Origin of the sequence: Roseomonas sp. FDAARGOS_362 (genome assembly GCF_002754815.1) — a bacterium.
GTDB classification, from domain to species: Bacteria; Pseudomonadota; Alphaproteobacteria; order Acetobacterales; family Acetobacteraceae; genus Roseomonas; species Roseomonas mucosa.
Genome location: NZ_CP024588.1, coordinates 373999 through 397799 on the forward strand (window position 1 = coordinate 373999; position 23801 = coordinate 397799).

Annotated in this window: 29 protein-coding genes and 1 other RNA gene; 19 read left to right on the forward strand and 11 right to left on the reverse strand. The window is 71.8% G+C overall.

From position 1 onward, the window contains the following. Nucleotides 1-3: 3 nt before the first annotated feature. The 3 genes from CTJ15_RS06480 to efp form a co-directional block, all read right to left on the reverse strand. Entirely contained in the window at nucleotides 4-447 is a 444-nt protein-coding gene (locus tag CTJ15_RS06480) for a hypothetical protein (RefSeq protein WP_075823551.1), read from the reverse strand. 312 nt (nucleotides 448-759) lie between these two features. Continuing rightward, nucleotides 760-1608 carry an inositol monophosphatase family protein gene (locus tag CTJ15_RS06485; RefSeq protein WP_019459532.1) on the reverse strand — a complete coding sequence of 283 codons (849 nt, stop codon included), beginning with the start codon at nucleotides 1606-1608 and terminating at the stop codon, nucleotides 760-762. A gap of 245 nt (nucleotides 1609-1853) precedes the next feature. Then, complete coding sequence (gene efp, locus CTJ15_RS06490) at nucleotides 1854-2423, reverse strand: elongation factor P (protein WP_019459533.1); 570 nt, start codon at nucleotides 2421-2423, stop codon at nucleotides 1854-1856. A 196-nt stretch (nucleotides 2424-2619) separates the two neighbouring features. Here efp and CTJ15_RS06495 point away from each other — a divergent pair, with 196 nt between their 5' ends. Further along, nucleotides 2620-3183: a hypothetical protein gene (locus tag CTJ15_RS06495; protein WP_019459534.1), complete on the forward strand. Its 564-nt coding sequence runs from the start codon at nucleotides 2620-2622 to the stop codon at nucleotides 3181-3183. Nucleotides 3184-3241: 58 nt separating this feature from the next. Here CTJ15_RS06495 and CTJ15_RS06500 read toward each other — a convergent pair whose 3' ends face one another. Both CTJ15_RS06500 and CTJ15_RS06505 read right to left on the reverse strand, forming a co-directional pair. Next, nucleotides 3242-4342, reverse strand: coding sequence for a lysine-2,3-aminomutase-like protein (locus tag CTJ15_RS06500; protein ID WP_075821875.1), 1101 nt, complete (start codon nucleotides 4340-4342; stop codon nucleotides 3242-3244). A gap of 198 nt (nucleotides 4343-4540) precedes the next feature. Further along, nucleotides 4541-4867 (reverse strand): hypothetical protein, encoded by a 327-nt coding sequence (locus tag CTJ15_RS06505; RefSeq protein ID WP_058390478.1) that lies wholly within the window; start codon nucleotides 4865-4867, stop codon nucleotides 4541-4543. Nucleotides 4868-5200: 333 nt separating this feature from the next. On the opposite strand from CTJ15_RS06505, the gene epmA reads away from it, so the two are divergent. Continuing rightward, a complete protein-coding gene (gene epmA / locus CTJ15_RS06510) occupies nucleotides 5201-6268 on the forward strand; it encodes an EF-P lysine aminoacylase EpmA (RefSeq protein ID WP_019459537.1) in 1068 nt (355 codons plus the stop codon). A 42-nt stretch (nucleotides 6269-6310) separates the two neighbouring features. Here the strand turns inward: epmA and CTJ15_RS06515 are convergent, their stop codons facing one another. From CTJ15_RS06515 to CTJ15_RS06535, 5 genes are all read right to left on the reverse strand, one after another. Further along, nucleotides 6311-6901, reverse strand: coding sequence for a GDSL-type esterase/lipase family protein (locus CTJ15_RS06515; RefSeq protein WP_019459538.1), 591 nt, complete (start codon nucleotides 6899-6901; stop codon nucleotides 6311-6313). 13 nt (nucleotides 6902-6914) lie between these two features. After that, on the reverse strand, nucleotides 6915-8225 hold the full coding sequence (locus CTJ15_RS06520; RefSeq protein WP_075821874.1) for a hemolysin family protein: 1311 nt from the start codon (nucleotides 8223-8225) through the stop codon (nucleotides 6915-6917). Nucleotides 8226-8261: 36 nt separating this feature from the next. Beyond that, the gene (thiE, locus tag CTJ15_RS06525) at nucleotides 8262-8924 is read right to left on the reverse strand and encodes a thiamine phosphate synthase (protein WP_019459540.1); all 663 of its coding nucleotides are present in this window, start codon (nucleotides 8922-8924) and stop codon (nucleotides 8262-8264) included. Then, nucleotides 8924-9847, reverse strand: a complete 924-nt coding sequence (locus CTJ15_RS06530) for a class I fructose-bisphosphate aldolase (protein ID WP_075821873.1) — start codon at nucleotides 9845-9847, stop codon at nucleotides 8924-8926. Before CTJ15_RS06530 ends, thiE begins: the two co-directional genes overlap by 1 nt. Before the next feature lie 128 nt (nucleotides 9848-9975). Further along, entirely contained in the window at nucleotides 9976-10515 is a 540-nt protein-coding gene (locus CTJ15_RS06535) for a hypothetical protein (protein WP_075821872.1), read from the reverse strand. A 189-nt stretch (nucleotides 10516-10704) separates the two neighbouring features. Here CTJ15_RS06535 and CTJ15_RS06540 point away from each other — a divergent pair, with 189 nt between their 5' ends. From CTJ15_RS06540 to ruvA, 9 genes are all read left to right on the forward strand, one after another. Further along, nucleotides 10705-11043 carry a hypothetical protein gene (locus CTJ15_RS06540; protein WP_019459543.1) on the forward strand — a complete coding sequence of 113 codons (339 nt, stop codon included), beginning with the start codon at nucleotides 10705-10707 and terminating at the stop codon, nucleotides 11041-11043. Nucleotides 11044-11046: 3 nt separating this feature from the next. Further along, on the forward strand, nucleotides 11047-11367 hold the full coding sequence (locus CTJ15_RS06545) for a cell division protein ZapA (RefSeq protein WP_019459544.1): 321 nt from the start codon (nucleotides 11047-11049) through the stop codon (nucleotides 11365-11367). A gap of 9 nt (nucleotides 11368-11376) precedes the next feature. After that, nucleotides 11377-11531, forward strand: a non-coding RNA gene (gene ssrS, locus CTJ15_RS06550) — 6S RNA. Further along, nucleotides 11518-12141 (forward strand): 5-formyltetrahydrofolate cyclo-ligase, encoded by a 624-nt coding sequence (locus CTJ15_RS06555; protein ID WP_099781361.1) that lies wholly within the window; start codon nucleotides 11518-11520, stop codon nucleotides 12139-12141. The genes ssrS and CTJ15_RS06555 overlap by 14 nt, the downstream gene beginning before the upstream one ends. Continuing rightward, nucleotides 12138-12971: a TIGR00282 family metallophosphoesterase gene (locus CTJ15_RS06560; RefSeq protein ID WP_099781362.1), complete on the forward strand. Its 834-nt coding sequence runs from the start codon at nucleotides 12138-12140 to the stop codon at nucleotides 12969-12971. The genes CTJ15_RS06555 and CTJ15_RS06560 overlap by 4 nt, the downstream gene beginning before the upstream one ends. An 88-nt stretch (nucleotides 12972-13059) precedes the next feature. Beyond that, nucleotides 13060-13683: an MSMEG_1061 family FMN-dependent PPOX-type flavoprotein gene (locus CTJ15_RS06565; protein WP_099781363.1), complete on the forward strand. Its 624-nt coding sequence runs from the start codon at nucleotides 13060-13062 to the stop codon at nucleotides 13681-13683. Nucleotides 13684-13791: 108 nt separating this feature from the next. After that, nucleotides 13792-14541 carry a YebC/PmpR family DNA-binding transcriptional regulator gene (locus tag CTJ15_RS06570; RefSeq protein WP_099781364.1) on the forward strand — a complete coding sequence of 250 codons (750 nt, stop codon included), beginning with the start codon at nucleotides 13792-13794 and terminating at the stop codon, nucleotides 14539-14541. An 86-nt stretch (nucleotides 14542-14627) separates the two neighbouring features. After that, complete coding sequence (gene ruvC / locus CTJ15_RS06575; RefSeq protein WP_019459549.1) at nucleotides 14628-15158, forward strand: crossover junction endodeoxyribonuclease RuvC; 531 nt, start codon at nucleotides 14628-14630, stop codon at nucleotides 15156-15158. 10 nt (nucleotides 15159-15168) lie between these two features. Beyond that, nucleotides 15169-15774 (forward strand): Holliday junction branch migration protein RuvA, encoded by a 606-nt coding sequence (gene ruvA, locus CTJ15_RS06580; RefSeq protein WP_019459550.1) that lies wholly within the window; start codon nucleotides 15169-15171, stop codon nucleotides 15772-15774. Nucleotides 15775-15836: 62 nt separating this feature from the next. Here ruvA and aqpZ read toward each other — a convergent pair whose 3' ends face one another. Then, on the reverse strand, nucleotides 15837-16580 hold the full coding sequence (gene aqpZ, locus CTJ15_RS06585; protein WP_019459551.1) for an aquaporin Z: 744 nt from the start codon (nucleotides 16578-16580) through the stop codon (nucleotides 15837-15839). Between the two features lie 202 nt (nucleotides 16581-16782). On the opposite strand from aqpZ, the gene ruvB reads away from it, so the two are divergent. The 8 genes from ruvB to CTJ15_RS06625 all read left to right on the forward strand — a co-directional run bounded on the left by ruvB (nucleotide 16783) and on the right by CTJ15_RS06625 (nucleotide 23785). Beyond that, entirely contained in the window at nucleotides 16783-17826 is a 1044-nt protein-coding gene (ruvB, locus tag CTJ15_RS06590; protein WP_019459552.1) for a Holliday junction branch migration DNA helicase RuvB, read from the forward strand. Next, nucleotides 17826-18248, forward strand: coding sequence for a tol-pal system-associated acyl-CoA thioesterase (gene ybgC / locus CTJ15_RS06595; protein WP_058390474.1), 423 nt, complete (start codon nucleotides 17826-17828; stop codon nucleotides 18246-18248). Before ruvB ends, ybgC begins: the two co-directional genes overlap by 1 nt. A 48-nt stretch (nucleotides 18249-18296) precedes the next feature. After that, nucleotides 18297-19031, forward strand: coding sequence for a protein TolQ (tolQ, locus tag CTJ15_RS06600; RefSeq protein WP_019459554.1), 735 nt, complete (start codon nucleotides 18297-18299; stop codon nucleotides 19029-19031). A gap of 3 nt (nucleotides 19032-19034) precedes the next feature. Beyond that, entirely contained in the window at nucleotides 19035-19553 is a 519-nt protein-coding gene (tolR, locus tag CTJ15_RS06605) for a protein TolR (RefSeq protein WP_037249762.1), read from the forward strand. A 24-nt stretch (nucleotides 19554-19577) separates the two neighbouring features. Beyond that, nucleotides 19578-20831: a hypothetical protein gene (locus tag CTJ15_RS06610; RefSeq protein ID WP_099781365.1), complete on the forward strand. Its 1254-nt coding sequence runs from the start codon at nucleotides 19578-19580 to the stop codon at nucleotides 20829-20831. A gap of 143 nt (nucleotides 20832-20974) precedes the next feature. Beyond that, the gene (gene tolB / locus CTJ15_RS06615) at nucleotides 20975-22315 is read left to right on the forward strand and encodes a Tol-Pal system beta propeller repeat protein TolB (RefSeq protein ID WP_019459973.1); all 1341 of its coding nucleotides are present in this window, start codon (nucleotides 20975-20977) and stop codon (nucleotides 22313-22315) included. 104 nt (nucleotides 22316-22419) lie between these two features. Then, nucleotides 22420-22914 carry a peptidoglycan-associated lipoprotein Pal gene (pal, locus tag CTJ15_RS06620; RefSeq protein WP_019459974.1) on the forward strand — a complete coding sequence of 165 codons (495 nt, stop codon included), beginning with the start codon at nucleotides 22420-22422 and terminating at the stop codon, nucleotides 22912-22914. Nucleotides 22915-22924: 10 nt separating this feature from the next. Next, nucleotides 22925-23785, forward strand: coding sequence for a tetratricopeptide repeat protein (locus CTJ15_RS06625; RefSeq protein WP_099781366.1), 861 nt, complete (start codon nucleotides 22925-22927; stop codon nucleotides 23783-23785). Nucleotides 23786-23801 lie beyond the last annotated feature (16 nt).

Below are 23801 nucleotides of genomic sequence, written 5' to 3' on the forward strand. Positions count from 1 at the left end.
GGTTCATCCTCTGCGTGGGGCGGGCGCGGCCGCTGGTGGGGGGGAGGGTGAAGGGGCGGCGGGGGCCATGGCGCCGCGCGGCGGGGCGGGCGGGATCAGGTCGATGCTGTCGGTCGCCTCGATGGTCAGGCCGAGCGGGCGCAGGTCGATGCGCGTGCCGGGCAGGCCGCCGGATTCGAGGGTGCGCTTGATCTCCTGCGCCCGGGAAAGGCTGTCGCGGCGGGCGGTGGAAAGGTCGTCCGCCGGGCCGGAAACGCGGGCCAGCACGGTGACGCGGCCCCGGCTGCGCTCCGCCATGGCCTTGGCGAGCCTTTGCAGCGCCGCCTGTTGCGGCGGGGTGATGTCGCCCTGCAGGCGCCAGCCGCCCTCGGGCAGGACGGCGATGCCGTCGGCCAGCGGGATGTCGGCATAGGCGGCGGTGACGGGCGGCGCGGGCGGGCGCGGCATGGGGCCTGGGGCCAGCACGGCGGGCGGCGGCGGCGCCGGGGGTGGGGGTGGCGGCAGGGGCAGGTCGGATTGCGCCCACCCCGGACCGGGGAGGACGTCAAGCAGGCACGCCAGGATCAGGGCGGGCCGGAGAAATTTTGGGACCGGAGGCATCGGCCGCGCAGGCTAGAGCAGATCGGCGGGGGCCGGAACAGCCCCCTGTCGCGCTTTGCCGGGCGCCGGGGCCCGGTGGCGCGCATCACGCGGGCGGCGGAAGGGAGGCGGAAACGGCCGCGGCGATGCGGCCCGGCCCGCCCCCGGGAGGCGTGCCGCTCAGCCCGCCGTGCCGCGGCTGGTGGCGACGCGGGCGATGCCCTCGGCCACCGCCTCGCGCAGCGGGCCGTGCAGGTTCGGGTTGCCGGCGACGATGTTGCCGTGCGGCCAGGGGTCGTTGCCGTCCGGATCGGTGACGTAGCCGCCGGCCTCCTTGATCAGCACGATCCCGGCGGCGCAGTCCCAGGGCTTCAGCCCCAGCTCCCAGAAGCCCTCGTAGCGGCCCGCCGCCACCCAGGCGAGATCGAGCGCCGCGGCGCCGAATCGTCGCACGCCGGCCACCTGCGGCATCAGCTTGGCCAGGGTGGCGGAGAACTCGGCTCGCTTCGGCGCGCTGGCGAAGGGGATGCCGGTGGCGAAGAGCGCCTCCTGCATGTTGCGGCGGCCGGACACGCGCAGGCGGCGGTCGTTGAGGAAGGCGCCCATGCCCTTCTCGGCCCAGAACAGCTCGTCCATCGCCGGGTTGTAGATGACGCCGGCCATGAGTTCGGAGCTGTTCTCGCCGGTGCGCTTCTCGATGCCGACGGAGACGCACCACTGCGGGATGCCGTGCAGGAAGTTGCTGGTGCCGTCGAGCGGGTCCACCACCCAGCGCCATTCCCAGTCCTTCTCGCCGCTCTCGCCGCTTTCCTCCATCAGGAAGGCGAAGCCCGGGCGGGCCTTGGAAAGATCGGCGCGCAGGCTTTCCTCGGCGCGCAGGTCGGCCTGGGACACGAAGTCGCCGGGTCCCTTCACGCTGACCTGGAGGTTCTCGACCTCGCCGAAGTCGCGCAACAGGCGCTTGCCGGCCTTCTGCGCGGCCTGGATGACGACATTGAGCGCGGGGGAGAGTCGGGGGCTCGGGCGCATCGCGTGGATCCTCGCTGCGCCCGGGGCGTGGGGCCGGCCGGCTGCCCCCGGGGACGCTGGCGGGGGCCGCTGGCGGGATCCGGGGGGCGCGGCCCGGTCGGAAGCGCGCCGGGCGGGGAATGACGGGAAAGGGCAGGCCGCAGCCTGCCCGGATCGGGGCGCCCGGGAAAGGGCGCCGCCGGCTTCGGAAGAACCACCGCCACGGCGGCGGGGAGGGGCCGGGCCGGCGGGGCCCGGCGCGGGCCTCAGCCCTTGGCGCGCTCCACGTAGGAGGCGTCCTCGGTGCGGACCACGATCTTCTCGCCGGTGGCGATGAAGGGGGGCACCTGGGTCTTCACGCCGTTGGAGAGCATGGCGGGCTTGTAGGAGGAGGTCGCGGTCTGGTTCTTGATCACCGGATCGGCCTCGGTCACCTCCAGCACCACCGTGTCCGGCAGGTCCATGGAGACCGGGTCGCCCTCGATCAGGCGGACGTTGACGACCATGTTCTCGACCAGGAAGGGCAGGCGGTCGCCCAGGATCTCCTTGGGCACGCTGTGCTGCTCGAAGGTCTCCGGGTCCATGAGGATCAGGCTCTCACCATCGGCGTAGGAGTAGGTGTACTCCTTGTCCTCGGTGGTCAGGCGCTCCACCGTGTCCTGGGTGCGCCAGCGCTGGTCCTTCTTGGTGCCGCTCTTCACGTCGCGCATCTCGACCTGGATCACGGCGGCGCCCTTGCCGGGGGTCATGATGTTGATCTTGAGCACGGACCAGCGGCGGCCCTCGAACTCGATCACCTGGCCAGGGCGCATCTGGTTGGCCTGCTGCTTCGCCATGGGGGCGGCTCGTCCTCGGTCTTTTGAAAAGGAGCGGGCGGGCGGCGGGCGCCCGCGCTGAAGGGCGGCGTTTAGCCCCGTAGGCGCTTTCGGGCAACCGGGACCGGCATGGGGCGGGCCGTGGGGCTGGGGCGCGGCGAACGCGGGCAGGGGCGGCGGTGCCCCGTCACGGGCCGGGAAGCGGAAGGAGGCAGGGGTGCGCGTCGCCGTCTTCGGGGTGTCGGGGTCGGGCAAGTCCACCCTGGCGGGGCGCCTCGCCGCTGCGCTGGGGGTGCCGCATGTCGAGCTGGACGCGATCAACTGGCAGGCGGGCTGGCGCGACCTGAACACTCATGACCTGCCAGAATTCCGGCGGCGCGTGGCGTTGGCCGTGGCGGGGGAGGGATGGGTCAGCGACGGCAACTACGGCCGGGTGCAGGATCTTGTGCTGGACCGCGCGACGCATGTGGTCTGGCTCGACTATCCGCGCGGCCTGGTGATGCGGCGGGTCGCCTGGCGCTCCCTGCAGCGGGCGCTGACGCGGCGGGAGATCTGGCCGGGCACCGGGAACCGGGAGGCGTTCCGGCAATGGCTCGACGCGGATCACCCGATCCGCTGGGCATGGCGCACCTATGCGGAGCAGCGCCGGGCCCATGCGGCGCTGCTGGCGGACCCGGCGCTGGCGCATCTGGAATGGCACCGGCTGCGGCGTCCGGGCGAGGTGGAGCCGCTGCTCCGGCGCCTGCGGGCGGAAAATGGCGGCGGGTCGGCCGGGATGTGACCATGGCCGCGTGCGGAGAGGGGCGATCCCTTTCCCAGGCCGTCCCGCTCTGGAACCGTCAAGGCAAGGGCCGGCCTGGGTCGCGTTCCGGCACGGCGTGGCGGTAGGGCACGCCGTCCAGCGGCCGTTCCACCACCCAGTCCATGCCTTCCGGCGTGGCGAATTCCGGCCCGATCGGCGCCTTGCCGCCACCGCCCGGCGTGTCGAGCGCATAGACCGGCCAGGCCAGGCCGGTGAGGCGGCCGCGCAGGGCGCGGAGCAGGCGGCGGCCTTCGGCGATCGGCACCTCGAAGCGGGCGGTGCCGGGCGCGCGGTCGAGCTGGTGCAGGTAGTAGGGCTTCACCCGGCTGGCCAGCATGGCGCGGAAGAGGTCCTCCAGCGCGGCCTCGTTGTCGTTCACTCCGCGCAGCAGCACCGACTGGCCGAGCAGGGCCACCCCGCCCCGCGCCAGGAGGCGCAGGGCGGAACGGGCCGGGGGGGAGAATTCGCGGGCATGGTTGGCATGCACGCAGAGGAAAAGCGCCTTCTCCGTGTCCAGCGCTCCGGCTAGCGCCTCCGTGACGCGGGCGGGATCGGCCACCGGCACGCGGGAATGGAGGCGGATGACCTCGATATGCGGGATGGCGGACAGGCGGGCGACAATGGTGCCGAGGCGGCGGGGCGAGAGCATCAGCGGGTCGCCGCCGGTCAGGATCGCCTCGCGCAGTTGCGGCATGCGGGCGAAGTAGTCCAGGGCCGCGTTCAGCTCCGCCTCCGACAGCAGCCCGCCGTCCGGGCCGACCTGTTCCCGCCGGAAGCAGAAGCGGCAATAGACCGGGCAGGCCAGCAGCGGCTTCAGCAGGGCGCGGTCGGGATAGCGATGGACCACGCCCTTCACCGGGGAATGTGGATGGTCGGCGGTCGGGTCTTCCAGCTCCTGCGGGGAGGCGAGGAGTTCCGCCGCCTGCGGGATGTACTGCGCCGCGATGGGATCGGCCGGGTCGGCGCGGTCGATCAGCGCCTCCACGGCGGGCGTGACGGAGATGGCATAGCGTTCCGACACGGCCCGCAGGCCGGGTAGGGCCGCCGCGGGAACGAGGCCAGCCTCCGCCAGCGCCTCCGGGCTGCGGAGGGTGCGGGCGGGGCTCGGCATGGCGGGGCGGGAAAGGCCATCGGGCATGGCGGCCAGCAGCTAGACCAGGATGCGCGGTGGTGGAAGCGGCAGGGCCGGGGGGACTGGGCCGCGCCTGCGGGGCAACTGGATGGCGCCCCGGGTGGGCGTGGCAAGGGGGCGAGATGGCGGAGGCCACAACGAAACAGGGGCATCCCGGCCGGGATGCCCCTGTTTCGTGGTCCAGCCGGGGGGCCGGCCGCAAGGTCAGTTGTTGTTACTGACGTCCAGCGGGGTGGAGCCGGCGGAGAAGTGGCTGGCCGCAATGCTGCCGGTCGGGGCGCCGGTCACGGCCGAGGAACCCGCGTTGCTGCTGTTCCGCACGACGCTGCCCGGGGTGGCGTAGCTCCAGGCCATGTCGAAGCTGGGCGTGCCGCGGGTGGCGGAGGAGCCGGCGCTGCTGGTGTCACGGGGCGTGGAGCCGATGCTGTAGTGGCTGTAGCCGCCGCCTTCCGCCGCATGGCTCACCACGGGGGCAGCCATCAGGGTGGTGGCCATCAGGGCGGCGAGGCCGATCTTCGAGAAGGTGCGCATGGTGTTCTCCGAACTCTTCTTGAGCGGGGCTTCATCGTCCCGTTCTCATGGTCATTAGATAGGACGCTAATCTAACCGGAAAATCACCGATGTTCAGGAATGTTTGTCACAGGAAACCGGACAATTCCTGTCCCCAATCCCATGGTTCTTGGTTCAGGGCGGGAATCCTGCCTTCCGTAATCCGCCGTTTACGGCCGGCCCATGGGAGGGCTTCAGTGAGGCGTGGGCCCGGGCTCCCCAAAGCTTTCCGGTATGTGGGTTGAGGCGGAACAATGCACGCGTCGTCATCGCCGTCGCGCCAGGATGGGGTGGAGGCGCTATAAGCCCGATGACATGCCGTCTCCCCGATCCCCCCTGTCCCGGCCGGACTGGCTTCCCGAACGCCTCGCTGCCCGGCTGCCGGCGCTGCGCCGCCGTGCCCTGCTCCTGGCGGATACCAGGGCCTTCTTCACCGCCCGTGGCTATACGGAGGTGGAAACCCCCGCGCTGGTGCCGGTTCCGGGCATGGAGGTACACCTGCAGGGCTTCCGCTCCCGCTTCCGCCCGCATCTGGGACCGGGGGAAGCGCGGGACCTCTGGCTGCGGACCTCGCCCGAACTGGCACTGAAGCGGCTGCTGGTCGCCGGAGCCGGGCCGGTCTTCGAGCTGGCGCGGGTCTGGCGGAACGGCGAGGTCTCGCCCCGCCACGCACCGGAGTTCACCATGCTGGAATGGTACGCGCCGGGCCTGCCGCTGGACGGGATGATGGACGAGGCCGAAGCGCTGCTGCGCGCCGTCCTGCCACCCCGCGTGGCGCAGCGCGGCGTTGAGACGGATCTCCGCCAACCTTTCGAGCGCATCCCGGTGGCGGAGGCCTTCCGGCGCTGGTGCGGCGGGCTGGACATCCTCGCCACGCTGGGGCCCGATGGGGAGGGGGACGGCGCGGCGCTGCGTGCCGCGGCGCGGGCGGCGGGGCTGGAGGCGCCGGAGGGCGAGGGCTGGGAGGAACTGTTCTTTCGCCTGATGCTGGACCATGTGGAGCCGCATCTCGGGCGCGAACGGGCGAGCTTCCTGACCCATTGGCCGGCCCCCCAGGCGGCGCTGGCCCGGCGCGACCCGTCGGCCCCCCGGGCGGCGCTGCGCTTCGAGCTTTTCGTGGCCGGGATCGAGCTGGCCAACGCCTTCGACGAACTGACCGACCCGGCGGAACAGCGCGGCCGCTTCGAGCGTGACGTGGCCGAGCGGCGGCGCCTCTATGGCGAGGAAGGCTGGGAGGTGGACGAGGATTTCCTGCGCGCGCTGGAGCACGGCATGCCCGGCGGCAGCGGGATCGCGCTGGGCTTCGACCGGCTGGCCATGCTCGCGGCGGGGGTGGAGGACATCGCCCTCACGCGATGGCTGGGGAACTGGCCCTATGGGTGAGGCGGCTGTCCTGGGAAGGAAGTGCGCTTCCGTGGGCTTTTGTCAGGGCACCCAAGCGCGCCAGGCTGGCCAGGCTTCGACGGCGGCGGCCAGGGCGGCATAGCCGCCTTGATTCGGGTGTGCCCCATCGCCGGAGCGGACTTCCGCCGCCCAGTCTGGGCAGTCCCGCACCACCGGATGTAAGGGCAGGAAGGGAATGCCAAGCCCGGCGCAGAGGGGCGCCAGGGCCTGGGCGAGGGTCTCCACCCCGGAATCCGCCAGGGAATCGCCGGCCGGAATGGGGCCCAGCATGAGCGTCGGACGAGCGGTACCCTTCAGGATGGCGGCGGCGTTCTCCAGGCTGCGTGGCAGCGGCACGCGCGGTGCGCCATCCTCGATCACACAGTCGTTGGCACCAAAGGCGAAGAGCAGTCGGCCATCCTGTTCCGCCGGCAGGCGGCGGGCCGCTTCCTCCTGCCAGCGGCCGGCGATGTCGGTGCTGGTGTCACGGCGGATGCCAAGATTGTAGAGGGTGACGTCATGGCCGCGTTGCCGCGCGGTGGCGCAGACACGGCCCGCCCAGCCCAGCATCGTGTCATCGCCGGTGCCGTTGCTGAAGCTGTCGCCGAAAACACAGAGACGGAAACGGATCATCGGCCACGCCCCATCAGACCGCCTCGCGCGGCGCGGCCCTGCGGGTGACGAGGAGCTGGTTCACGCGGAAGCCCTCGACATCGACCACCTCGAAGGTGAAGCCGGCGATCTCCATCTTGTCGGCCTTGCGCGGCACACGGCGGAGGTGGTGCATGACGAAGCCGCCGGCGGTCTCGTAGGGGCCGGAATCCGGCGAGATCGGGATGCCCAGGACCTGCACCACGTCGGCCATGGGGGCGATGCCGTCCACCAGCCAGGAATTCTCGTCGCGCTGGACGATGACGCTTTCCTCGAAGGGATCGGCGAGGCCGCCGACCAGCACCGCCAGCACGTCCTTGTAGGTGATGACGCCGACCACCATGGCGTACTCGCTGACCACCACGGCGAAGCCGGCCTTCTGCGCCTCGAACTGGGACAGCACCTCCCAGAGGTCGAGCGTGTCCGGCACCACCGGGGCGTCGCGGCGCAGCCGGGCCGGGTCGATGCCGCCCGGTCCCTCGTTCAGCACGGCGGCCAGGACATCCTCGGCGCGGGTGAGGCCGAGCACGCGGTCCAGGCTGCCATCGCAGACCGGGTAGCGGGAATAGGGGTGACGGCGGACCTTCTCCTGCCAGATCTCGGGGGATTCCTTGATGTCCAGGTACACGATCTCGTCGCGCGAGGTCATGGCCGAGGCGGCGGTGCGCTCGCGCAGCGCCAGGACGTTCTCGATCAGCCGGTGCTCGCCCGCCTCCAGCGCGCCGGAGGTCACGCCGGCGGCCAGGGTGGCGCGGAGCTCCTCGGCCGTGACCAGCTCCGCCGCCGAGGTGGTGGGCATGCCCAGCATCCGCAGGACGGCGTCCGCCAGCCGGCTGAAGACGAAGACCAGCGGGCGCAGCAGGCGCACCGCCAGCGCGGGGAACCAGCCGACCGAGAGGGCCACCTTCTCCGGCGCCTGCATGGCGATGCGCTTGGGCACCAGGTCCGCCAGCAGCACGAAAAGCATCGTGACCAGCAGGAAGGAGAGGACCGAGCCGGCGGTGGCGGCGGTGGTGGGGCTCAGCCCCGCCTCCAGCAGTGCCACGGAGAAGGGCGGGGAAAGCAGGCCCTCGCCGATCACGCCGCCGAGCACGCCGACGGCATTCAGGCAGATCTGGATGGCGGTGACGACGCTGGCCGTGTCGCGACGCAGCGCCAGGAAGCGGCTGGCGCGCAGGTCGCCTTCCTGCGCCAGGATGCGCAGGCGCGTCTCGCGCGCGGCGGCAAAGGAGATTTCCGCCAGGGAGATGACCACGCTGGCCACGACCAGCAGAAAGGTCAGGAAAAGTCCCAGGGCGATGTCCAAGCGGCGCTTCCTTTGTTGCGGCCCGGCCGGACCCGTTCAGCCTGCGGCTTGGGCGATGGCGGCGTTCATGGCCCGGACGCCCGCGGCCGGCCCTTCGGGGTGCTTCCATACCGCCCCGACGACGGCCAGGAAATCCGCCCCGGCCCGCACCAGGGGTGCGCAGTTCGTGGCGTCGATACCGCCGATGGCGACGGAGGGAACCTCCATCACCTCCGCCCACCAGGAAAGCAGCTCGGGTTCCGCCCGGTGGACCGTCTCCTTGGTGGCGGTCGGAAAGAAGGCGCCGAAGGCGACATAGTCGGCGCCGGTCTCCCCCGCCTGCATGGCGAGGTGGCGGGAGGCATGGCAGGTGATGCCCAGGATGCCGTCGCCCAGCAGCTCCCGCGCGGCCGCCTGGTCGCCGTCCTCCTGGCCCAGATGCGCGCCGTCGCAGCCGGTCTGCACGGCGAGGTCGGCACGGTCGTTCAGCAGGAAGGCGACGTCGCGCGCCTGCGCCACGGGGCGCAGCGCGTCGACGGCGCGGCGGATGGCGTCGTCATCCGCCTCCTTGAGCCGGAGCTGGACGCAGGCGACGTCGCCCGCATCCAGCGCCCGGGCGAGCTCCTCCGCGAAGCGGGCCGGCTCCAGCGCCGGCGGCGTCACCAGGTAGAGTCGGCAGCCGGGGGCCTCCCCGGACGCCTGCTTCGCGGAGGCGGCCATCAGAGCGGCGACTTGTACACGTCGATGATGGCGGAGAGCAGCTTCAGCGCCTCGGGCTTGGAGCGCTGGAAGCTGTTGCGGCCCACGATCGAGCCGTTGCCGCCGCCGGCATGGATGCCCCTGGCCATTTCCACCATCGCGTCATGGGTGCCGGCCTCGCCGCCGGAGAAGACCACGAGGCGGCGACCGCCGAAGCAGGCCTGCACCACGTGCCGGATGCGCCCGGCCAGGGTGGCGATGTCGGGGACCGGGAACTTCTCGTAGGTCTTCTTCGCGGCATCCAGCGAGATCGCCTCGGCCGGCGGCTTCACCTTGATGATATGGGCGCCGGTGAGCGCGGCCATGTGCGCGGCATAGGCGCAGATGTCGAGCGCGGTCTCGCCCACCTTGTCCAGCATCGGGCCGCGCGGATAGGACCAGACCACCACGGCGAGGCCGGTGGCCTTGGCTTCCTCGGCCAGCTCGCGCAGTTCCTCCATCATCTCGAACTGGTATTCCGAGCCCGGGTAGATGGTGAAGCCGATCGCCGAGCAGCCGAGGCGCAGCGCATCCGCCACCGTGCCCGTCACCGCCTGGTCCTTTGTGGTGGAAAGGGAGTTGGAGGAGTTGACCTTCAGGATGGTCGGCACCGTGCCGGCGAAGCTGGCGGCGCCCGCCTCGATCATGCCAAGCGGCGCGGCATAGGCGTTCAGCCCTGCCTCGATCGCCAGCTCGAAGTGGTAGCGCGGGTCATAGGCCGCCGGGTTGGGCGCGAAGGAGCGGGCCGGGCCGTGCTCGAAGCCCTGGTCCACCGGCAGGATCACCATCTTGCCGGTGCCGGCCAGCTTCCCGCTGTTCAGGATGCGGGCGATGTTGGTCTTGGTGCCGGGATTGTCGCTCTCGTACCAGGAGAGGATCTCCCGGACCTGCGGGGTGAGCTGCATCGCGTTTCCCTTTCCTTCTTGCGGCCCCGTGGGGCCCCCGTGGATGTTCCCCGACGCCGTGCCGCGTCGCATTTTCGGGAACGGGTGATAGATTCCCGGAAAGTGCCGCCCTGGAAAGTGCCGCCTGTCTAGCCGCCTCCGGCCTTCCCTGTCATCTCGCCGCCGGTTGGCGATGTCGTGAGCCAGCGGCGCAGGATCGCCATCCCGCCGGGGCGGCGCAGGTCGATGCCATCCAGCGACAGCGCCTCTGGCGCCCGTCCATGCAGCACCGCCCCCACCGCCTGGCCCGCCCCCGCCACCTGGGCGAAGGCGGGACGGGTTTCCGCCAGGATCAGCTCCCGCCAGCCCTCGCGCAGTGCCCGCAGTGCCAGCCCCGGCATGGCGCCGCAATCCAGCAGGGTGCGGCAGGGCAGGGCGGGATGCCGCGCCCGCGCCAGGCGGATCACGGCGGCGAAGCCCGCGGGGCCGGGCCAGGTGGCGGCGCCGGGGGCGGAAAGCAGCACCGCGCCCCGTCCGCCGCCGGCCTCCGTCACGGCGCGCAGCACGGCCTCGGCCTCGCGCAGCCCGTGCACCGTGACTGCCGGCAGCCAGGAAAGGCCCGCCGGGGCCGGGCCGGGGGTTTCCCGGGCCACGTGCCGCGGGGCTGCGCCCGCTTCGTCCCCGGGCACGCCTTCCGGTCCGTCTCCGGGCCCTTCTCCGGGCCCATTTCCGGGATCGGTGCGGCTCGCGATCCGGCCCATGGCCTGGCTCCCTGTTTTGCCATCGGTTTTGCCGCCCGCGCGGCCAGCGTGGCGTTGACCCTCGCGCCATGCCATGCCTAATGCCCCAGGATATCACGCGTTCGGGGTTCTTGCTTGATGGCGGATCGTTTGGGCGAAGCCGCGGCGCGGCTGGAAGCGGCGGTGGAGCGTCTGGCTGCCGCGGCCTCGCGCCCCCGCTCGTCCATCTCGGAGGAAGAGGTGGCGGAGCTGGGCCGGCGCCTGGACTCGACCCTGGCCAGGCTGCGGCTTGCCCTGGCCCGGGAGGAGTCCGAAGGGGAGATGGAGGCCGAGCCGGAGTCCGAGGACCTGTCCCTCGACGCGGCCGGGGACGAGGAAGGTGGCGAGGAGGCCGGGCAGGCCAAGGGCGCGGCCGGGCCGGAGCCGGAGGATGCTCCGCAGCGCCGGACGGAACCCCAGAACAGGCAGGAGGTCTAGGGCTTGGGTCAGGTCACCGTTCGCGTCGGCGGCTACAGCCACCCCGTTTCCTGCGAGGACGGGCAGGAGGCGCATCTCGTCGCCCTGGCGGCGGAGGTGGACCGCCGGGTCCATTCCGTGCGCGCCATGGGCGGCTCCTTCGGCGAGAACCGGCTGCTGCTGCTGGCCGCCCTGCTGCTGGCCGACGAGGTGCATGACCTGAAGGTCGAGCTCTCCCGGGCCCGGGCCGGGCAGCCCACCCTGGACAACCCCGCGATGGCCGAACGTCTGGTCCGCGTCGCGGAGAGGATCGAGGGCATTGCGGCGGGGCTCGAGCGCCCTTAACTAGGTCGGGCGGGGCTGCCTTTCGCGCCAGGTATCTCATCCCCGGGGCCAATGTGCATCCTCCGGGAACTGGCTCTGTCCGGACCGTGGTCCGGGTATCTGGTGCCCACCTGCTTCAGCAGGCCTTGGGAGGATGAATCGCCAGCGGTCATGGTGGCTCCGCACTTCGTTTCCGATCCCGGTGAACTCGCCGCCGCCAAGGCGCGGCTGCGGCACGAGATGCTGGCGCAGCGCGCCGGCATCGCCACGCCGGAGGCCGTCGAAGCCGTGGCGCGGGTGGTCCTGGATGGGATGCCGCCGCCGCCGGGCGCCGTGGTGTCCGGCTACTGGCCCATGGGGGATGAACTGGACCCGCGGCCGCTTCTGGCGGCGCTGGCCTCGCGTGGCCATGCCGTCGCCTTGCCGGTGACAACGCGGCGCGGCCAGCCCCTGCGCTTCCGGCAATGGCGGCCGGGCGAGCCTCTGCTGCCCGTCCGCTTCGGCCTGTCGGAGCCGTCGCCCGAGGCGCCGGAACTGCGTCCCGACTGGCTGCTGGTGCCGCTGCTGGCCTTCGACCGGCGCGGGCAGCGGCTGGGCTATGGCGCGGGCTATTACGACCGCACGCTGGAGGTTTTGCCGGGTGCCGTGGCGCTCGGCTTCGCCTATGCCGGGCAGGAGGTGCCGCGCGTCCCCACCGGGCCGGGCGACCGGCCGCTGCGGGCCGTGGCGACGGAGCGCGGCGTAATCCATTGCGAACCGCCGCCCTGCGGAGAGGGTTCCGAGGAGAAGGCTTGAGAATACTGTTCCTGGGCGACGTGGTGGGGCGCAGCGGGCGCGATGCCCTGGTTTCCCGCCTGCCCGCGCTGCGGCGCGAACTCGCCACCGACCTCGTCGTGGTGAATGCGGAGAATGCCAGCCACGGCTTCGGCCTCGCCCCCGACATGGCACGGGCCTTCCTGGAGGCCGGGGTGGACGTGCTGACGCTGGGCAACCATGCCTGGGACCGCAAGGAGATCATTCCCTTCATGGAAGGGGAGCCGCGCATCATCCGCCCGATCAACTTCCCGCCCGGCACGCCGGGGCGCGGCGCCACGGTGGTCGAGGTCTCCGGCGGGCGGCGGGCGCTGGTGGTCAATGTCATGGGCAGGCTGTTCATGGAGCCGCTGGACGACCCCTTCCGCGGCGTGCAGGCGGAACTGGCGAGGCACGTCCTGGGCGGGCCGGTGGGCACGCCCGGCACGATCCAGGCGGCGGTGGTGGACATCCATGCCGAGGCGACCAGCGAGAAGCTGGCCTTCGGGCATTCCTTCGACGGGCGCGCCTCGCTGGTGATCGGCACGCACACGCATGTGCCGACGGCGGATCACCAGGTACTGGAAGGCGGCACCGCCTACATGACCGATGCCGGGATGTGCGGCGACTACGACAGCGTGATCGGCATGAGCAAGGGCGCCTCGGCGCTGCGCTTCTGGCGCCGGATGCCGGGCGAACGGCTTTCCCCGGCCGAGGGCGAGGCGACGCTCTGCGGCGCGCTGGTGGAGACGGACGACGCCACGGGTCTCGCCAAGCGCATTGGCCCGTTGCGGGTCGGCGGGCGGCTGGCGGCGGTCAAGCCGGGCTTCTGAGCCAGGGTTCCGGTGCCGGGTGGCGGAGACCGCGGACAAGTCTGAGAACTGCTCGCAACGCTGCCGTTCCCATGCCAGGATGACTCGCATGGACAGCCTGCCGCCCGACCCCCACGCCATCACCACGCCGGAACAACTGGCTGAGTACTACGCCCCGCCCGGGCCGGTGGTGCTGCGCAAGGTCAGCCCGGTGGTGGATGCCACCGCCGCCGCCTTTATCGCCCACAGTCCCTTCTGCGTACTCTCCACCGTGGGGAAACGCGGCGCGCATGGCACGCCGCGCGGCGATGCGCCGGGCTTCGTGGCGGTGCTGGACGAGCGCACCCTGGCGCTGCCGGACCGGCGCGGCAACAACCGGATCGACGCGCTGCGCGACGTGCTGGACGACCCGCGCGTGGCGCTGCTCTTCCTGGTGCCCGGCTCGGGCGAGACCCTGCGCGTTTCCGGGCTGGCGCGGCTGACCACCGACCCGGCGCTGCGCGCGCGGCTGGCCATGGAAGGGCGCGAGCCCGCCACGGTGATGCTGGTCGCGGTGCGGGAGGTCTTCATGCAGTGCCGCCGGGCGGTGGCACGGGCGAAGCTCTGGCCCTGCGACGCCCGCCCGGCGGGGACGCCGACGCCGGGGCAGATGATCGCCGCCCATACCGGCGGGATGGTCGATGCGGGCGAGGTCGATGCGCGCTCGCCGGATCTGGAAAAGCACCTCTACTGAGGCCGGCGGCGGGGCGGGCGCCGGGCGTCATGCTGGCCGTCCGCCGCGCCCGGGGCTATAGGTGCCGCCAAACCCTTCCTATTCCTGACGTTACGGGCACAGACGACCATGGCCGGCCATTCGCACGCCAAGAACATCATGCACCGCAAGGCGGGGCAGAGCGCCAAGAAGGCCCAGGCCTTCGGCAAGCTGATCCGCGAGATCACCGTCTCCGCCAAGGCGGGGATGCCCGACCCGGCGCACAACCCGCGCCTGCGCGCCGCGGTGAAGGCCGCGCTGACGGCGAACATGCCGCGCGACACGGTGGACCGCGCCATCAAGCGCGTCGCCGCCGGGACGGACACGGACAACTACGACGAGGTCCGCTACGAGGGCTATGGCCCGGCGGGCGTGGCCATCATCGTCGAGGCGCTGACCGACAACCGCAACCGCACCGCCTCCGACCTGCGCTCGGCCTTTTCCAAGTTCGGCGGGGCGATGGGCGAGACGGGCTCGGTGAGCTTCCAGTTCGAGCGTGGCGGCGTCATCACCTACAAGGAGGGCGTGGCCTCCGAGGAGGCGATGATGGAGGCGGCGATCGAGGCGGGCGCCAGCGACGTGGAGACCTATGACGGCGTCCACGAGGTCACCACCTCGGTCGAGGACTTCACCGCGGTGCGCGATGCGCTGGAGGAGAAGTTCGGCGCGGCGGAAAGCGCGAAGCTCGAATGGTGGCCGAACGTGTCCGTGGACCTGAACGAGGAGCGGGCGCAGTCCGTGCTCAGGCTCGTGGAGGTGCTGGACGACCACGACGACGTGCAGAACGTCTATGCCAATTTCGAGGTCTCGGACGAGATCGCCAACAAGCTCTCGGCCTGAGGGACCGGCCTGGGTTCCCGGATGGCGGGCTTCGGGGGGAGCCGGCCGCCGGCGCGGAACACGTATGGCCTGTGGGGGGGAATGGCATGTCGGGCAGCGTCCGCATCCTGGGATTGGACCCCGGGCTGCAACACACGGGCTGGGGGCTGATCGAGAGCAGCGGCTCCCGCCTGCGGCACCTGGCGGACGGGGTGATCAGCACCACCGCCGACCTGCCGCTCGCGGAGCGGCTGTCGCAGATCTACCGCGCCCTGCGCGCGATCCTGGACCTGCACCAGGCCGACGAGGCGGCGGTGGAGCACACCTATGTCAACAAGAACCCCGGCGCCGCGCTGAAGCTGGGCCAGGCGCGCGGCGTGGTGCTGCTGGCACCCTCGCTCGCGGGGATCGAGGTGGCCGAGTACCAGGCCATGGAAGTCAAGCGTGCCGTGGTCGGCACGGGCCATGCCGACAAGGTGCAGGTGACGGACATGGTGCGGCGGCTGCTGCCCGGTGCCGTGATCCGGCGCGCGGATGCGGCGGATGCGCTGGCGGTCGCGATCTGCCACGCGCATCACCGGGGCAGCCGCATGGCGCTGGCGCGGATGGCGAACCTCGCCGTCAGCCAGCCGCGATAGGAAGAGAGCGATGATCGGCAAGCTGCGCGGCGTGCTGGATTCGGTGCATGAGGGCGGCTGCATCCTGGACGTGAACGGGGTGGGCTATGTCGTCGCCGCCTCCTCCCGCGCCGTGGCCGCGCTGCCGCCGCCGCCGGCCCAGGGTACGCTCTGGATCGAGACGGTGGTGCGCGAGGACGCGATCACCCTCTATGGCTTCGCCGATGCGGCGGAGCGGGACTGGTACCGGCTGCTGACCGCGATCCAGGGCGTGGGGCCAAAGGTGGCGCTGGCGCTGCTGTCCACGCTGAGCCCGGCGGACCTCGCCGCCGCGCTGATGGCGGGGGACCGGGGCGCACTGGGCCGCGCGCCGGGTGTGGGGCCGAAGCTGGCGGCGCGGCTGGTGGCGGAGCTGCGCGACCGGGTGGGGGCGATGCCGACCGGCAGCTTCAGCGTGACGATCCCGCCGCCGGTGCCGGCGGGCGCGGCGGAGGAGACGGTTTCCGCACTGCTGAACCTCGGCTGGAAGCGGGCCGAAGCGGCGGCGGCGGTGAACCGGGTGCGCGAGCGGCTGGGTGACGGGGCAGGGCTGAGCGAGATGATCCGCGAGAGCCTGAAGGAGCTGGCGCCGCGTTGAGGTGGCGGAGGGCGCCTCCTGGGGGCGCCCTCCGCTGTCCATCGCCCCTGTGAGGCCCCTTGTCAGGCGGCCTTGCGCTGGTCGACCACCACCGTGTCCACCGGATCGGCGGGTTCGTAGAGCATCCGGGTCACGGCGCCGGCCACCATGGCGCCCAGGATCGGCGCGACCCAGAACAGCCAGAGCTGGCCGACATATTCGGCACCCGCGAACAGGGCGGGGCCAGTGCTGCGGGCCGGGTTCACCGAGGTGTTGGTGACGGGGATCGAGACCAGGTGGATCAGCGTCAGCGCCAGGCCGATGGGGATGCCGGCGAAGCCCGTGGCGGCGCCCTTCGAGGTCGTGCCGATGATGATCAGCAGGAAGAAGAAGGTCAGCAGTAGTTCGGTCAGGAAGGCCGAGCCCAGGCCGTACTTGCCCGGGCTGAGCGCGCCATAGCCGTTGGCCGCGAAGCCGCCCGGCACCCAGCCCGGCTGTCCGGAGGCGATGATCCAGAGCGCCGCCGCGGCGATGATCGCGCCGGCGACCTGGGCCACGATATAGGGCACCACATGCCGGTTGGCGCAGCGGCCCGCCGCCCAGAGGCCGAGCGTGACGGCGGGGTTGAAGTGGCCGCCCGAGATGTGCCCGACCGCATAGGCCATGGTGAGCACGGTCAGCCCGAAGGCGAAGGCGACGCCCAGGAAGCCGATGCCCAGCGCATCCGGGAACTTGGCCGCCAGCACGGCGGCGCCGCAGCCGCCGAAGGTGAGCCAGAAGGTCCCGAAGAATTCGGCGACGACGCGCCGTCCGGTGTCGTTGTGCATGCGAGACTCTCGATCGTTGATGGAGTCGATCAGTCGCGACCCGGAAATGAGTATTTGCCGCTTCTCAAATCTGCGGAAGCGATTCTTTTTTTGCACTGCAATGGCCTGGGGAGGCGGGCCTCCGGGGTGGGGCGGCCGCCGTCTCGCCGGAACCGGCGCGGGACCCCGCGACTTGGCGGCCTGATCCCTCTATGTTCCCGCCATGAGCGATCATGATGCCCGCCTGACCAGCGGGGCGCGGCTGGAGGAGGACGGCAACGACGCCGCCCTCCGCCCACAGACCCTGGCCGACTTCACCGGGCAGCCCGCGCTGCGCGAGAACCTTTCCGTCTTCGTCCAGGCCGCGCGCGAGCGCGGCGAGGCGATGGACCACGTGCTGCTCTTCGGGCCGCCGGGCCTGGGCAAGACCACGCTGGCCCAGATCGTGGCGCGGGAACTGGGGGTGGGGTTCCGCGCCACCTCCGGCCCGGTGCTGCAGCGGGCGGGGGACCTGGCGGCGATCCTGACCAACCTGCAGCCGCGCGACGTGCTCTTCGTGGACGAGATCCACCGCCTGCAGCCGGCGATCGAGGAGACGCTCTATCCGGCGATGGAGGATTTCCAGCTCGACCTGATCATCGGGGAGGGGCCGGCGGCGCGGACGGTGCGGATCGACCTGCCGCCCTTCACGCTGGTCGGCGCCACCACCCGGGCCGGCCTGCTGGCCACCCCGCTGCGCGACCGATTCGGGATTCCCCTGCGGCTCCAGTTCTACTCGGCGGAGGAGCTGGAACGGATCGTGGCACGTGGTGCGGGAAAGCTGGGCTTCGAGCTCACGCCGGACGGGGCGCGGGAGATCGCCACCCGGTCCCGCGGCACGCCCCGCATCGCCGGGCGGCTGCTGCGCCGGGTGCGGGACTTCGCGGCCGTGGCCGGGCGGCCGGCGGACCGGGCGCTGGCCGACGACGCCCTGCGGCGGCTGGAGGTGGACGTGCTGGGCCTGGATGCGATGGACCGGCGCTACCTCCGGCGGCTGGCGGAGCATCATGGTGGCGGGCCGGTGGGGGTGGAGACGCTGGCGGCCGCGCTGGCGGAAAGCCGGGACACGCTGGAGGAGGTGATCGAGCCCTTCCTGATTCAGGAGGGACTGATCCTGCGCACCCAGCGGGGCCGCGTGCTGGGCCTGCCGGGCTGGCGGCATCTCGGCCTCGCCCCGCCGCGCAACGCGGTGGCGGCACAAGGCGACCTGCTGATGGACGAGGGCTGATGAGCGCCCATCGCTACCCTGTCCGCGTCTATTTCGAGGACACCGACGCCGGCGGCGTCGTCTATCACGCCAACTATCTGAGATGGGCCGAAAGAGCCCGGACCGAATCCTTGCGCGACATGGGCTTGCCGCACGGTCTTCTCGTGGAACGTCACAATTTGTTCCTCGTGGTGCGGCGCGCCGAAGTGGAGTATCTGCGGCCGGCCAGGCTGGATGAGGCCCTGATCGTGGAGACCCGCGTGCTGCGGGTCGGCGGGGCCTCGGTCGAGCTGGCGCAGGATGTGGTGGATGAGGCCGGCGCCTACCGGGCGCGCCTCAAGGTGACCCTGGTCTGTGTGTCGCGCGACGAGCTTCGCGCCGCGCGCATCCCGGAGCCCTGGTCCAGCGCCCTGCGGGATATGGTGTCTCCCCCGGCAGGCTGAGGGGCCGCGCGGGGGAGGATGAACAGGGCGGGGGCCCGGTAATGGAGGATGCCCGTGGGTGAGGGCGTGACGGCGACCAATCTGGCGCCGATGGCACATGACCTGTCGCTCTGGAACTTGTTCCTCCAGGCCGACTGGGTCGTGAAGCTGGTGATGCTCGGGCTGCTGTTCGCCAGCATCTGGGTCTGGGCGATCGTCTTCGAGAAGGTGACCTCGGTGCGCCGCGCGAACCGCGCCGCCGATGCCTTCGAGGAGAAGTTCTGGTCCGGCGGATCGCTGGAGGAGCTCTACCGCAGCGAGGGCGAGCGCCCGAATCATCCGATGGCGGCCGTCTTCGGCTCCGGGATGCGGGAATGGCAGGCCAGCGCCCAGGCCTCGGTCGGCTCCGCCATCTCGCTGATGGGCGTCAAGGAACGCGCCGACCGCGCCATGGGCGTGACCGTCGGGCGCGAGATGGAGCGCATGGAGCGCTGGATGGTGTTCCTGGCCTCGGTCGGCTCGGTGGCGCCCTTCATCGGGCTGTTCGGCACGGTCTGGGGCATCATGAATTCCTTCGCCGCCATCGCCGGCAACAACAACACCAACCTCGCCGTGGTGGCGCCGGGCATCGCGGAGGCGCTCTTCGCCACGGCGATCGGCCTCGTGGCCGCGATTCCGGCGGTGCTGGCCTACAACAAGATCAACACCGACCTGTCGCGCTACGCGGCGCGGCTGGAGGCCTTCGCGTCGGAATTCGGCACGATCCTCTCGCGCCAGGCCGACGAGACGCCGGCGGGGCGCTGAAGCATGGGCATGTCCACAGGCGGCCCCAATGGGGGCAAGGGACGCTCCCGCTACCGCCCCATGGCCGAGATCAACGTCACGCCGCTGGTGGATGTGATGCTCGTGCTGCTGATCATCTTCATGGTGGCGGCGCCGCTGATGACCTCCGGCGTGCCGGTGGACCTGCCCAAGACGGCGGCGGCGCCGCTGAACCAGGAGACGGAGCCGCTCACCGTCTCGGTGAACCCGGAGGGGCGGATCTTCCTCCAGGACACCGAGGTGCAGATGGAGAACCTGGTGCCGCAGCTCCAGGCCATCATGCAGAACCAGCCACCGGGCGCGCCGGAGCGGCGCATCTTCGTGCGCGGCGACCGCACCAACAGCTATGGCCGCATCATGGAGGTCATGGGCGCCATCGTGTCCTCCGGCTTCACCCGTGTCGCCCTTCTCGCGGAACAGCCTTCCGGCGCGGCCCCGGCGGGCCGCGGCGCGGCGTCCGGGCAGGCTCCGGGCCAGGGCGCGGCGCGCGCGCCGGCGCGCTGAGGCCGGGGAAGGAACGAACCCACGATGCGCTGGCCGCGCGGATTGCGGGAATGGGCGTACGTCTCGGCGGCGCTCCATCTGCTCGCCTTCCTGGTGATCCTGATCCAGCTCCCCGCCCGCAAGGTCGATGAGCCGATGGAGCAGGGCATTCCCATCGAGGTGATCACGCCCGAGGCGGCGCAGCTCGCCCAGGCGGACAAGCCCTCGCCATCCCCGAGCAGGACGGCCGCCGCGAAGGACGAGCCCCTGCCGCTGCCGCCGCCGGTCGAGCCGCCGCTGCCGGAGCCCGTCTCGGCCCCGCCGCCGCCGCCCCCGCCGCCACCGGCTCCGGCCCTGGCACCGACCTCGGCCGCGCCCTCCACCGCCGACAGGCCGGTGCCGCCGCAGCAGCAGGCCGAGGCCGCGCCGCCCCTGCCACCGCCCCCGGCCCCGCCGCCGCCCGCGCCCACGCCGCCGCAGCAACAGGCGGAGGCGACCCCGCCGCCGCCGGCCGCCGATGCCGTGCTGCCCCTGCCGCCGCCGCCGGCCCCCGCGCCGCCGAAGCCGCAGCAGCATGCCGAGGCGACGCCGCCCAAGCCGGAACCGAAGCCCGCGCCCAGGCCCGAGCCGCCGAAGCCAGAGCCTCCCAAGACGACGCCGCCCAAGCCGGAGGCGAAGCCGCAGCAGCATGCCGAGGCGAAGCCCGAGCCCAAGCCGGAACCGCCCAAGCCGCAGCCGCCGGTGCAGCAGCCCAAGCCCAGCAACCAGCAGGGCACGGGCAAGGTGCTACCGCCGCCGAATCCCTCGGACAAGCCGGGCACCGGGCGTACGCCGCCGGCCAAGAACACGGACGAACGCTCTCAGAGCGTGCTGAGCACGCTGGAGAAGCTGCGGGCGATGCAGGCGCAGAACGAGGCGCCGAAGTCGCGCGCCAATCCGGCGCCCTCGGGCTCCACCCAGGCGGGCGGGGCGCCGACCGGGACCGCCGCGCTCAGCTCGGGCGAGAAGACGGCGCTGGCCAATACCATCAGCGAATGCTGGTCGGTGGATGGCGGCGCGCTGAACATCCGCTCGGTGATCGTGGAGATGCGGGTGGAGGTGGATTCCGGCGGCACGGTGCGGAACGTGCGCCCGAACGGCAGCGTGCCCGCCGACCCGCAGGCGCGCTCGGTCTATGAGGCGGCACGGCGCGCGCTGCTGAACCCACAGTGTAACCCGCTGCCACTGCCGAAGGACCGGCTGGAGGCGCTGCGCAACACGGTCTTCCGCTTCAACCCGCGGGACCTGGGGCTGCGCTGAGGCGCGTCCCCCGGCATCCGCCGGCATTGCCGCAGCGGAACGATACGGCCCGCCACGCTTCGTGACGGGACAGGGGCTTGATTTGACGGCAGGACCGGGGCTTCTCCCGGTCCGAACCGGTTTTCAGGGGAAGAGACACGACGATGGACGGCCGCTTTACCCGACGTGCCGCGCTTCTGGGGGTGACCGCCGCCGCTGGCGCCATTCCGCCGCTGCGCTCGGTGCTGGCCCAGCCGGCCGCGGCCGAGAGCCGCGTGGACATCACCCGCGCCCGCACCGATCCGATCCCGATCGCGGTGCCCGCGCTGCCGGGCACACGCGGGGCGGAGATCGCCCAGGTGATCCAGAATGACCTGAAGAATTCCGGCCTGTTCCGCCCGGTGCAGAACGCCGCCTTCATCCAGAGCGCCGAGGCCGCGGCGGCGCAGCCGAACTTCCAGGACTGGCGGGTGATCGGGGCCAATGCGCTGGTGACCGGCCGCGTGGCCGACCAGGGTGGGCAGCTCCGCGTCGAGTTCCGCCTGTGGGACGTGCTGCCGGGCCAGCAGATCGAGGGCACGGCCTTCACTGCTCCGGCTGCCCAGTGGCGGCGGATCGCGCATCTGATCGCGGATGCCATCTATTCCCGCCTGCTGGGCGAGAAGGGCTATTTCGACACCCGGATCGTCTATGTCGCCGAATCGGGGCCGCGCGACCGGCGCACCCGGCGGCTCGCGATCATGGACCAGGACGGGGAGAACAACCGCTTCCTGACCGACGGGTCCTTCCAGGTGCTCAGCCCGCGCTTCCATCCGAATGCGCGGCAGATCGCCTTCATGAGCTATTACCAGAACCAGCCGCGGGTCTATCTGTTCAACCTGGACACCGGGCGGCAGGAGGTTCTGGGCCAGTTCTCCGGCATGACGCTGTCGCCGCGCTTCTCGCCGGACGGGCGGTCGGTGATCCTGAGCTATGCCAAGGGCAGCGATTCCAACATCTATGTGGTGGACCTCGCCTCGCGGCGGGAGCGGCAGCTCACCTCGGGCAACGGGCTCGACGTTTCCCCCTGCTACAGCCCCGACGGGTCGCAGATCGTCTTCAACTCCGACCGGGGCGGCGACCAGCAGCTCTATGTCATGGATGCCGGCGGCGGTGGGGTGCGGCGCATCTCCTTCGGCCGTGGCCGCTATGCCACACCCGTGTGGTCTCCGCGTGGCGACCTGATCGCCTTCACCCGCTTCGGCGGCGGCAGCTTCGCCATCGGCGTGATGCAGCCGGACGGGCGCGGGGAACGCATCCTGACCGAGGGCTGGGGCATGGAGGGGCCGACTTTCGCCCCGAACGGCCGCGTCCTTGCCTATTACCGGGAGACCCCGGCGCGGGACTCGCGCGGCAATGGCTATGGTGCACGCATGGCGATGATCGACATCGCCGGTTTCAACGAGAGGCAGATTGTGACGCCGACCGATGCAACCGATCCGAATTGGTCCCCTTTGTTGTCCTGACACGGGAGAGGCGCGGTTTGTTCGGCTTGACCGTATCGAACGGCAGCCGTAACGCCGCGATCGCGTGTTTTGTGCCCCCCGCACAGCACGAGGAAAACGGATCGATGCAAACGAAGCTGCTGGGCGCGCTGGGCGCCCTCGCTCTGCTGGCCGCCTGTTCGAACAGCAACGACCAGGCCGGGGCCGCCACGGGCGCTGGCGCCTCCGCCGGCGCCGGTGCCGGCGGGCTGGGCTCCGTCCGCCCGGGCTCGCAGGAAGACCTCGTCGCCAATGTCGGCGACCGCGTCTTCTTCGAATTCGACTCCAGCTCCGTCCGCGGCGACCAGCGCGACGTGCTGGTGCGCCAGGCCGGCTGGCTGAACCAGTATCCCCAGGTGCAGGCCACGATCGAGGGCCACACCGACGAGCGTGGCACGCGCGAGTACAACCTGGCGCTCGGCCAGCGCCGCGCCAATTCCGCCCGCGACGTGCTGGTGGCCTCCGGCGTGGCCGGCAGCCGCCTGTCCACCATCTCCTACGGCAAGGACCGCCCGGCCGCCCTGGGTTCCGACGAGTCGGCCTGGGCGCAGAACCGCCGCGCGGTCACGGTCGTCCGCTAAGGCAGGGTCCATGATGCGCCACGCGCTGCTCGCCTCCGTTTTCCTGGCTTCCCTGGCATCCGGGCCCTCCGCCCGGGCACAGGTGGAGAGCCGGGAAGGCATCACGCTGCAGAACCAGATCCTGCAGCTTCGCCAGGAGATGGAGCAGTTGCGGGCGCGTGGGGGCGGGGGCTACGCGGCGCCCGCCCTGCCGCCTCCTTCCCGTGGCGGTGCCGCCGGGGGCGGGAGCGAACTGGTCGGGCAGCTGCTCGACCGGGTGAGTGCGCTGGAGGACGAGACCAAGCGCCTGCGCGGCCGCGTGGACCAGCTCGAATTCCAGAACCGGAACCTGCAGCAGCAGATGGAGAAGCTGCAGGGCGACACGGACTATCGCCTGCAGCAGGTGGAGCAGGGTGGCGGGGCGGCGCGCCGTTCCCAGGCCCCCGCGACGCCTGCGCCGGGCCCTGCGGCCGCCACTCCGGCCAGTGCCCCGGCCGCTGCCGCCCCGCGCACGCCGGAACGCGCCCTGTCCGATGGGCAGGCCGCCCTGGCCCGTCGCGACTATACCGCCGCCGAGGCCGCAGCGCGGGAGGTCGTCGGTGCCCGCAGCGCGCCCCGGCAGCAGGATGCGCAGATCCTCCTGGGCGATGCGCTGCTCGGGCGGCGGGACTACCAGAACGCGGCACTGGCCTATGACGACGCCTATCGCCGCAACCGCAAGTCCGGCCGCGCCCCGGAGGCGCTGCTCGGTCTCGCTAATGCCTTCAACGGTTTCGGGGCGAAGCGCGAGGCCTGTCAGACGCTGGACCAGCTGAACAGCGAATTCCCCAAGCCGCCCGGCAGCATCGCCAGCCAGGCGGCGCAGGCGCGGCAGCGCGCGGGTTGCCGCTGATCCCCTGACGGGCATC

What these genes read in the sequence shown, in the direction of transcription:
- CTJ15_RS06480 (WP_075823551.1), bottom strand. Translation starts at nt 447, where the DNA reads ATGCCGCGCCCGCCCGCGCCGCCCGTCACCGCCGCCTATGCCGACATC.
- CTJ15_RS06485 (WP_019459532.1), bottom strand. Translation starts at nt 1,608, where the DNA reads ATGCGCCCGAGCCCCCGACTCTCCCCCGCGCTCAATGTCGTCATCCAG.
- efp (WP_019459533.1), bottom strand. Translation starts at nt 2,423, where the DNA reads ATGGCGAAGCAGCAGGCCAACCAGATGCGCCCTGGCCAGGTGATCGAG.
- CTJ15_RS06500 (WP_075821875.1), bottom strand. Translation starts at nt 4,342, where the DNA reads ATGCCCGATGGCCTTTCCCGCCCCGCCATGCCGAGCCCCGCCCGCACC.
- CTJ15_RS06505 (WP_058390478.1), bottom strand. Translation starts at nt 4,867, where the DNA reads ATGCGCACCTTCTCGAAGATCGGCCTCGCCGCCCTGATGGCCACCACC.
- epmA (WP_019459537.1), top strand. Translation starts at nt 5,201, where the DNA reads ATGCCGTCTCCCCGATCCCCCCTGTCCCGGCCGGACTGGCTTCCCGAA.
- CTJ15_RS06515 (WP_019459538.1), bottom strand. Translation starts at nt 6,901, where the DNA reads ATGATCCGTTTCCGTCTCTGTGTTTTCGGCGACAGCTTCAGCAACGGC.
- thiE (WP_019459540.1), bottom strand. Translation starts at nt 8,924, where the DNA reads ATGGCCGCCTCCGCGAAGCAGGCGTCCGGGGAGGCCCCCGGCTGCCGA.
- CTJ15_RS06530 (WP_075821873.1), bottom strand. Translation starts at nt 9,847, where the DNA reads ATGCAGCTCACCCCGCAGGTCCGGGAGATCCTCTCCTGGTACGAGAGC.
- CTJ15_RS06540 (WP_019459543.1), top strand. Translation starts at nt 10,705, where the DNA reads ATGGCGGATCGTTTGGGCGAAGCCGCGGCGCGGCTGGAAGCGGCGGTG.
- CTJ15_RS06555 (WP_099781361.1), top strand. Translation starts at nt 11,518, where the DNA reads ATGGTGGCTCCGCACTTCGTTTCCGATCCCGGTGAACTCGCCGCCGCC.
- CTJ15_RS06565 (WP_099781363.1), top strand. Translation starts at nt 13,060, where the DNA reads ATGGACAGCCTGCCGCCCGACCCCCACGCCATCACCACGCCGGAACAA.
- CTJ15_RS06570 (WP_099781364.1), top strand. Translation starts at nt 13,792, where the DNA reads ATGGCCGGCCATTCGCACGCCAAGAACATCATGCACCGCAAGGCGGGG.
- ruvC (WP_019459549.1), top strand. Translation starts at nt 14,628, where the DNA reads ATGTCGGGCAGCGTCCGCATCCTGGGATTGGACCCCGGGCTGCAACAC.
- ruvA (WP_019459550.1), top strand. Translation starts at nt 15,169, where the DNA reads ATGATCGGCAAGCTGCGCGGCGTGCTGGATTCGGTGCATGAGGGCGGC.
- aqpZ (WP_019459551.1), bottom strand. Translation starts at nt 16,580, where the DNA reads ATGCACAACGACACCGGACGGCGCGTCGTCGCCGAATTCTTCGGGACC.
- ruvB (WP_019459552.1), top strand. Translation starts at nt 16,783, where the DNA reads ATGAGCGATCATGATGCCCGCCTGACCAGCGGGGCGCGGCTGGAGGAG.
- ybgC (WP_058390474.1), top strand. Translation starts at nt 17,826, where the DNA reads ATGAGCGCCCATCGCTACCCTGTCCGCGTCTATTTCGAGGACACCGAC.
- tolQ (WP_019459554.1), top strand. Translation starts at nt 18,297, where the DNA reads ATGCCCGTGGGTGAGGGCGTGACGGCGACCAATCTGGCGCCGATGGCA.
- tolR (WP_037249762.1), top strand. Translation starts at nt 19,035, where the DNA reads ATGGGCATGTCCACAGGCGGCCCCAATGGGGGCAAGGGACGCTCCCGC.
- CTJ15_RS06610 (WP_099781365.1), top strand. Translation starts at nt 19,578, where the DNA reads ATGCGCTGGCCGCGCGGATTGCGGGAATGGGCGTACGTCTCGGCGGCG.
- tolB (WP_019459973.1), top strand. Translation starts at nt 20,975, where the DNA reads ATGGACGGCCGCTTTACCCGACGTGCCGCGCTTCTGGGGGTGACCGCC.
- pal (WP_019459974.1), top strand. Translation starts at nt 22,420, where the DNA reads ATGCAAACGAAGCTGCTGGGCGCGCTGGGCGCCCTCGCTCTGCTGGCC.
- CTJ15_RS06625 (WP_099781366.1), top strand. Translation starts at nt 22,925, where the DNA reads ATGATGCGCCACGCGCTGCTCGCCTCCGTTTTCCTGGCTTCCCTGGCA.